We start from the raw sequence: 7,314 nt of genomic DNA, 5'->3' as shown, positions 1-7,314 counted from the left end.
AAGGATGATGTGTATATTAAACGATAAGTTCTTAGAAAATATACTCTTTAAAGAAATTTAGATGCGTTTGCCCTGGGCGGTATGATGCTTTATTGAGCCATTCAATTTAATTTTCTAAATTTGGTGAAACCTTTTTGCTATGACACAATTATTGGTACAAGCCGATTCTGAAAATACTGCAACAGCTATTAAGCAGTTTGTAAGTCAGTTTGCAGATGCTAGTATAGAAGCTACACAGCTTGATGATGTAGACTACCAAGCAATATATGGTATAGACCAAGCAACCTTTAATACGCAATTAAACATTGGTATTGCCCAAAGCGTATTAGGCATATCAAAACCTTGGAACGAGGTAAAAGCAGCATTAGTAGCAAAAATTAGTAAATAGTGTATACGGTTGAATTGTCCTTACAAGCTGAACTTAGGCTTAATGAAATTATTGATTACTATACAGCAAATGAAAGTGAAGAAAGAACCTTAAAAGTGCTGGCATCTTTTAGCGAATCGTTCGATAAAATTGCCCAATCACCTCGTATGTACAAAAGGGTTCACTCAAATACCTTTCCTAACTTAGAGATAAGACTATTTACCCATTATAAAACTTACCACATCTATTTTGTTGTGCAAGAAAATACGATAAGAATTGCTGAGATATTTCATTTACATCAACATAGTAATAAGCTAAAACTTGATATTGATTAGATAAACGTCCTAGTTATTGATGTTATCAGCCTTGTTTTATTTCTTCAAGAATCATTTTATTAGGTAAAACAAGTTTAAAACCTTTCAACTAAAGATGCATAAAACAATCTCATTTTTATTGTCTACCATTATTTGTTCACTGCTTTATTCATGTTGGCACATGAACGCACCTAAAGAAGACAAGAAAAACGTAGAAGCAATCACAATACAATCTTTCTCTAAATCACCGTCAGAAATAGATGGTTGTTCTTGCTATTTTTCTTCAACAGAAAAAGCATTTAAGCAACGGCAATACATACTAGCAACTAACTTGGATAGTTTAGCTTTTATAACGATAGACGACCACCCAATAAAGCTTAAACTTATAAAGTCTACGGCAGAACCACATGCATTCACCGATTTTGACCATGTTGAAATTTTTGGTAATAAAGATTATAACGTAACTATTGAAATCAAGTATAAAAAATCTACCGATTCTGAGGTATGGATTGACGAAGGCACTATGACCATTACACGACAAGACGGGCAAAAGCTAATAACCAAATTTTATGGTGAATGTGGTTGTTAATTAGTGATAAAATACGCTACAATAAAAGCCGCAAAGCGAACAGAACGTACAAGTGAGTGACACAACAGGCGCTAAATAGTAGTACGACAGCTTGTTTCACCACTCAATTATTTTCTACATGCATTTTATGGAAAAAGCGGTGTACCACAGGTGTAAGTAGCAAACCAATATTGGTAATAAAAGCCACACCGCTAAACAGGGCATAAAAACTACTAAACAGTTTGCCGCTTACGGTTTTAATTTCTGCCACAGGGCCCATACCACTTAATATCATAGAGGCATTGTGTAGGCTATCTAGCCATTCTAATTCGGCAAAAAAATGATAACCCAACACACCAATAGCTAGGCAAATACTTAATAAGGCAAAAAACAGCGCCATGCTACGGTATAGGCGGCTGTAATACTTGGCTTTAGATAATAAAGGTTGGGTTTTGTGTTCGTACATAGTGGGTGTTTATTGCGCTAAGGTATTGTCTACCACAGCTTTCAGCGACACATAGCGTTCGTGCCTGCCAGTTGAATTAATATTAAACGAGAACAAGATAGCCGCATAGCGCCTTTTGTTATCTACCCAAGGAAAACTGCCAAACAAGCCGGGGCTTGTAACAGCGGTAGAACGGTTGGTATCATCCATCGTCCATTCGCCAAAGCCATAACCAAAATTGCCAGCCTCTTTTGGTGAGCCCATTACGGTAGCGCCTTTGGCGTAATTATGTTGCATGGCCGCAACTGATTTGGCTGTTAGCACTTGTTTGCCATTAAATTGGCCATCGTTTAGTAGCATTACCAAGAAGTTTATATAATCTTCTGCGGTGCTAAAAGCGCCACCAGCAGCTTGTGGTACGGCTACTTTACCAAAGTCAGTTTGCAGCATACCGCAAGGCTTTGCTATGCGCTCTTGAAACAAAGTTTCGAAATCTTTTTTAGCAATTTTTTCAATAACGGCTGCGGCTATTTGCAAGCCTGTGTTACCATAGCGAAAAGTTTTTCCAGCCTCGCCTTCTACAGGTTGCTTGCTTATGCTTGCCATAGCTTCATCCATGTTTTTGTAGTGGGTCATTTCTGTCCAGCTATCTTTACCTTCAAGGCCTTTAATACCTGTTAAGTGGCTAAGGCAATGCCATATTTTAATACCGCCTTTACCATTTTGCGACATGATAGGTAAAAACTTACCAATAGTATCTTCAAGGCTAAGCTTGCCTTCATCTACAAAAGTCATTACCAAGGCAGCGCTTAGCCATTTGCTACAGCTAGCAATACGTGCACGAGTGGTACTTGTAAAATCTTGCGTAGCTGCATCAGCATTACCGCCTTGTCTATTAGCCAAGAACTTAGCGACCATTTTTTGTCGCTCAGTTAAGTTGTTTTCAGCATGGTTGTACACTATTTTACCATCTTTCCATACTACAATTACAGCCCTACCACCAAGGTCTTTTATATTATCAGCAAGCCATTTATCTATTTTACTAAAATCTTTTTGGGCAAAAGCAATAGTGCTTAGTAAAAAGCAATAGATAGTTAGAATAGTTTTCATAATTGTTCTATGTTTTATTGTTTTGAGTTCTGAGTTATAGGTTCTATGTTTTGGGTTCTGTGTTGACAATTCACTTCTCACATCTCATTTTTCACGTTTCACCTTAATGGCAATCACCAATCACCCCATCAATAAACTGCTTGATACCAACTAACGTGGTCTTTTTACTTTCACCACTACCAACTTTAGGAAAAATAACTGCTGCATAACCTCTACACAAGTCTACCCAAGGAAACATACCAAACATGCCGGGGCTTGTAAGTGCAGTAGCTTTGGTATCGTTAGCCTCAATAGCCCATGTACCTAAAGCATAGTTAAAGCCAGCAACGGGTTTTGGTGCTTGTTTCATTTTTGCTACAGGTATTTGAATTTTAGTCATCTCTTCTAAGGCTTGTTCACTTAGTACTTGCTTACCCTTAAAAATGCCTTTGTTTAAAAACAAACTCATAAAGTTCACATAATCTTCTGCAGCACTTAAAGCACCACTAGCAGGGTTTACATTACCAGATTCGCTGAAGAAACTGGTGTTACGCATGCCAATTGGTCTAAAAATTTTCTCATTAATTATTTGCTCAAAGCCACGCTTTGCCACCACTTCACAAATACGAGCAGCAATGGTAATACCAGTATTATCATAATCGAAGGCCTCACCAGGATTGGTACCAATATCGCATTTGCTAGCATAAGCATCTACCCTTTCTTCTAGTGTTTTGCCCGAAGGATTACAAGATTTTATGCCCGTAGTTTCAGTAAGGCAATTACGCACTGTAATATATTTTTTGCCGTAGGTAGCAAATATTGGCAAGTAAGTACTTACTTTTTCATCAAGGTTTATTTTACCTTGGTCTACATAACTCATTACCAAAGCCACTACTAACCATCTACTTGCTTGACCAATATGTGCTTGTGCCCTAGCATCAAAACCTTCTACATCTTTTTTGTAAATAATCTTACCATCTTTATAAATGAGGCACACAAAATTTTTCCCAATATCATCTTTAACGGCTTCAAATTTTTTCTCGATACCACTAAAGTCGTATTGCGCATGGGCAAACTGAAACAATAGCATGAAACTCAATACAGATAAGACTTTGCGACAGGTTAAATTACAATTTACAGACATTTTTTCCGAATTAATTTGTTGGATTAGAGTTTGCGTTAAAGATAAAAGTCTGAACGAAGATTTTGTAGGATTTTATCGATTTACGGGGCAAACGAAATTTTTATAACAATCCTTTAATCCTGTAAATCTTTTTAAATCAAGGTTCAGACGAATAAAATAACGACTATGAACTTAAATAATTATACCATCAAAGCTCAAGAAACCATTCAAGCGGCGCAACAAGTGGCGTTTAATAATGGTAATCCAAACATCGAAACCAATCATTTACTAAAAGCTTTATTAAATGATGATGACAGTTCAATAGATTACCTATTGAAGAAAAACGCTGTAAACACCAGCTTAATAGACTTGAAATTAGACGATAGTTTAAAAAAGCTACCTAAAGCAAGTGGTACAGAACCTGCTCAAAACTTAAGTAGAGATTTGAATAATGCCTTACTAAAAGCAGCCGCATCAATAGCCAAGTTTAAAGATGAATTTGTAAGTGTAGAGCATTTATTGATTGGCTTACTACAAGTAAATGATGATACAGCCAAACTATTGAAAGATGCTGGCCTAACAGAAAAAGGCTTGATAGCAGCCATTACCGAATTGAGAAAAGGCAGTACGGTTAATTCACAAACAGCATCGAACCAATACAATGCTTTGCAGAAATATGCTAAGAATCTAAATGATTTGGCACGTAAAGGCAAGCTAGACCCAGTGATTGGTCGTGATGAAGAAATACGCAGAACCTTACATATTTTATCGAGAAGAAATAAAAATAACCCCATTTTAGTGGGCGAGCCAGGTGTGGGTAAAACCGCCATTGCAGAAGGCATTGCCATGCGCATTGTAAATGGTGATGTACCAGAAAACTTGAAAAGTAAAATCATTTTTGCCCTTGATATGGGCTTGCTAATTGCAGGTGCTAAGTACAAAGGTGAGTTTGAAGAACGCTTAAAAGCCGTGGTGAAAGAAGTAGGCGAAAGCGATGGCGAAATTATTTTGTTTATTGATGAAATACATACGCTTGTAGGTGCAGGTGGTGGTGAAGGTGCAATGGATGCAGCTAATATTTTAAAACCGGCTTTAGCACGTGGTGAGTTGAGGGCTGTGGGCGCAACTACTTTAAACGAGTATCAAAAATATTTTGAGAAAGACAAGGCTTTGGAACGTCGTTTTCAAAAAGTATTAATAGACGAACCTAGTGTAGACGATGCGGTGAGCATTTTACGTGGTATTAAAGACCGTTATGAAACGCACCACCATGTGCGCATAAAAGATGAAGCTATTATTGCTGCGGTTGAATTATCGAGCCGTTATATCAGTGACCGTTTTTTACCAGATAAAGCCATTGACTTAATTGATGAAAGTGCTGCTAAATTGAGGCTTGAGATGAATTCGATGCCTGAAGAGTTAGATAAATTAGAACGTCAAATTCGTCAATTAGAAATTGAAAGAGAAGCGATTAAACGAGAAAAAGATGAGGCTCAATTAAAGGATTTATCGCTGGAAATTTCTGTGCTAAGTGTAGAAAGAGATACACTTAAAGCCAAGTGGAAACAAGAGAAAGAAATTGTAGAAAAGATACAAACGGCTAAAGCAAATATTGATAGCCTTAAAACAGAGGCTGAACGTGCAGAACGTGATAGTGACTTTGGTAAGGTGGCTGAAATACGCTACGGCAAAATAAAAAATGAAGAAATAGCTATTACAGAGTTGACGAATCAGCTAGATAGTTTTTCGGAAAAACGTTTGTTAAAAGAAGAAGTAGATGCTGAAGATATTGCTGCGGCTATATCTAAAGTGACAGGCATTCCTTTAAGCAAAATGCTACAAAGCGAACGTGAGAAATTATTGAACTTAGAAGACGAGCTGCATAAGCGAGTGATAGGCCAAGAAGAAGCTATTACTGCTATTGCAGATGCGATTAGAAGAAGTAGGGCTGGTTTACAAGATCCTAAAAAGCCAATTGGTTCGTTTATATTTTTAGGTACTACTGGTGTGGGTAAAACAGAGCTAGCAAAAGCCTTAGCCGACTACTTGTTTGACGATGAAAATATGATGACCCGTATAGACATGAGTGAGTACCAAGAAAAGCATACGGTAAGCCGTTTGGTAGGTGCGCCTCCTGGCTATGTTGGTTACGATGAAGGCGGTCAATTGACAGAAGCTGTGCGCAGAAAACCTTACAGCGTGGTGTTACTGGATGAAATTGAAAAAGCACATCCAGATGTATACAATATATTATTACAAGTTTTAGATGATGGTCGATTGACCGACAATAAAGGACGTGTGGTGAATTTTAAAAACACCATCATCATTATGACGAGCAATATGGGCAGCACTATTATTCAAGATGCATTTGAAAATGTAACTGAAGCCAATAGAGACGAAGTTGTAGAAAAGACGAAAATTGAAGTGGTGAACTTGTTAAAGCAAAGCATCAGACCAGAGTTTTTAAACAGGATAGATGAAGTGATTATGTTTCAGCCATTAATGAAAAAAGAAATTAAAGGCATCATAACCATACAACTAGAAAGCTTAAAACAATTGGTTGCTAAAAATGGTATAGAGTTGACATTTTCTGAATACCTATTGGATTATTTAGCTGAAAATGGTTACGACCCACAATTTGGTGCAAGACCATTGAAACGTTTGATTCAAAAAGAAATCATCAATCAATTGAGTAAAAAAATACTTGGTGGTACAATAGATAAAACCAAGCCAGTATTGGTAGATATTTTCGACAACATTGTGGTGTTTAGAAATGAAGCGTAAGTAGTGTTTGTGTGAGGTGGTGAAGTAAAAGCCCGCAGGTAACTGTGGGCTTTTTGTTTTATACCGTGCTAGCAACTATCTTTTCGCAACTGTGATACAGTGTTTCAGGGTCTATGTCAATTTCACCAACCCACTCAATCGTATCAAAACTAACTTTTACAGTATCGAAAATAGTTTTATCCTGCAAAGGCTTAAAAATCTCTAACCCCAAATAAGGTTTCATATCAAACACACCTTCTTCACCGTTTTTAAACGTAAGAAACAGGTTGTAGTTTTCTAACGGTTGTACTTTTATAATCGCTTGGTACATACAATGCTATTTTAAAGGATCAATATTAAAAGGTTTTTGACCATTTTGGCATAGTGCCCAATCTGCTAGTAATTCCTCTCTGTGAATCTCAATCCATGCTGTTACTAACCTATGTTGTTTAGAAGGAATATTACCTTCTAAAATTTCACAAGTTTTAATATCAACCGTAGCTGAAAAATCTTGATAATACAAATGAATATGTGGTGGATTATGTTCTTTTGGTGCATAATACATCCTAATAATTAACTCAAGTTGCTAGTTAATTTTCTTTAGCTGTAAAGCAAACAGGAATAATGCTATTTTCAGGAGGAAGC

At 36.9% G+C, this 7,314-nt stretch carries 9 protein-coding genes; 4 read left to right on the top strand and 5 right to left on the bottom strand.

Features of this window, described 5'->3' with window-relative positions; genetic code table 11:
- Window positions 1-139: 139 nt before the first annotated feature.
- The 3 genes from ACT9TX_RS18005 (at window position 140) to ACT9TX_RS17995 (ending at window position 1,270) form a co-directional block, all read left to right on the top strand.
- Entirely contained in the window at window positions 140-388 is a 249-nt protein-coding gene (locus tag ACT9TX_RS18005; protein ID WP_481340428.1) for a hypothetical protein, read from the top strand.
- Complete coding sequence (locus ACT9TX_RS18000) at window positions 388-702, top strand: type II toxin-antitoxin system RelE/ParE family toxin (protein WP_481340426.1); 315 nt, start codon at window positions 388-390, stop codon at window positions 700-702. Before ACT9TX_RS18005 ends, ACT9TX_RS18000 begins: the two co-directional genes overlap by 1 nt.
- A gap of 160 nt (window positions 703-862) precedes the next feature.
- Window positions 863-1,270 (top strand): hypothetical protein, encoded by a 408-nt coding sequence (locus ACT9TX_RS17995; protein WP_481340424.1) that lies wholly within the window; start codon window positions 863-865, stop codon window positions 1,268-1,270.
- 103 nt (window positions 1,271-1,373) lie between these two features.
- Here the strand turns inward: ACT9TX_RS17995 and ACT9TX_RS17990 are convergent, their stop codons facing one another.
- From ACT9TX_RS17990 to ACT9TX_RS17980, 3 genes are all read right to left on the bottom strand, one after another.
- The gene (locus ACT9TX_RS17990; protein WP_481340422.1) at window positions 1,374-1,715 is read right to left on the bottom strand and encodes a hypothetical protein; all 342 of its coding nucleotides are present in this window, start codon (window positions 1,713-1,715) and stop codon (window positions 1,374-1,376) included.
- 9 nt (window positions 1,716-1,724) lie between these two features.
- On the bottom strand, window positions 1,725-2,804 hold the full coding sequence (locus ACT9TX_RS17985; protein ID WP_481340420.1) for a serine hydrolase domain-containing protein: 1,080 nt from the start codon (window positions 2,802-2,804) through the stop codon (window positions 1,725-1,727).
- 103 nt (window positions 2,805-2,907) lie between these two features.
- Window positions 2,908-3,927 carry a serine hydrolase domain-containing protein gene (locus tag ACT9TX_RS17980; RefSeq protein ID WP_481340418.1) on the bottom strand — a complete coding sequence of 340 codons (1,020 nt, stop codon included), beginning with the start codon at window positions 3,925-3,927 and terminating at the stop codon, window positions 2,908-2,910.
- Window positions 3,928-4,092: 165 nt separating this feature from the next.
- Here ACT9TX_RS17980 and clpB point away from each other — a divergent pair, with 165 nt between their 5' ends.
- A complete protein-coding gene (gene clpB, locus ACT9TX_RS17975; protein WP_481340416.1) occupies window positions 4,093-6,690 on the top strand; it encodes an ATP-dependent chaperone ClpB in 2,598 nt (865 codons plus the stop codon).
- 58 nt (window positions 6,691-6,748) lie between these two features.
- On the opposite strand, the gene ACT9TX_RS17970 is transcribed toward clpB, so the two are convergent.
- Window positions 6,749-7,000, bottom strand: a complete 252-nt coding sequence (locus tag ACT9TX_RS17970) for a DUF2442 domain-containing protein (protein WP_481340414.1) — start codon at window positions 6,998-7,000, stop codon at window positions 6,749-6,751.
- 6 nt (window positions 7,001-7,006) lie between these two features.
- Window positions 7,007-7,234 (bottom strand): DUF4160 domain-containing protein, encoded by a 228-nt coding sequence (locus tag ACT9TX_RS17965; RefSeq protein WP_481340413.1) that lies wholly within the window; start codon window positions 7,232-7,234, stop codon window positions 7,007-7,009.
- Between the last annotated feature and the right edge of the window lie 80 nt (window positions 7,235-7,314).

The organism is Parasediminibacterium sp. HNIBRBA5674 (assembly GCF_056745525.1).
The sequence above is the reverse complement of the archived record's forward strand: the minus strand, read 5'-3'. Positions and strand labels throughout refer to the sequence as shown.

Excerpts from the sequence above, each read along its gene's own strand:
- ACT9TX_RS17970 (WP_481340414.1), bottom strand. The coding sequence starts at position 7,000 with ATGTACCAAGCGATTATAAAAGTACAACCGTTAGAAAACTACAACCTG.
- ACT9TX_RS17995 (WP_481340424.1), top strand. The coding sequence starts at position 863 with ATGAACGCACCTAAAGAAGACAAGAAAAACGTAGAAGCAATCACAATA.
- ACT9TX_RS17980 (WP_481340418.1), bottom strand. The coding sequence starts at position 3,927 with ATGTCTGTAAATTGTAATTTAACCTGTCGCAAAGTCTTATCTGTATTG.
- ACT9TX_RS17965 (WP_481340413.1), bottom strand. The coding sequence starts at position 7,234 with ATGTATTATGCACCAAAAGAACATAATCCACCACATATTCATTTGTAT.
- clpB (WP_481340416.1), top strand. The coding sequence starts at position 4,093 with ATGAACTTAAATAATTATACCATCAAAGCTCAAGAAACCATTCAAGCG.
- ACT9TX_RS17985 (WP_481340420.1), bottom strand. The coding sequence starts at position 2,804 with ATGAAAACTATTCTAACTATCTATTGCTTTTTACTAAGCACTATTGCT.
- ACT9TX_RS17990 (WP_481340422.1), bottom strand. The coding sequence starts at position 1,715 with ATGTACGAACACAAAACCCAACCTTTATTATCTAAAGCCAAGTATTAC.
- ACT9TX_RS18005 (WP_481340428.1), top strand. The coding sequence starts at position 140 with ATGACACAATTATTGGTACAAGCCGATTCTGAAAATACTGCAACAGCT.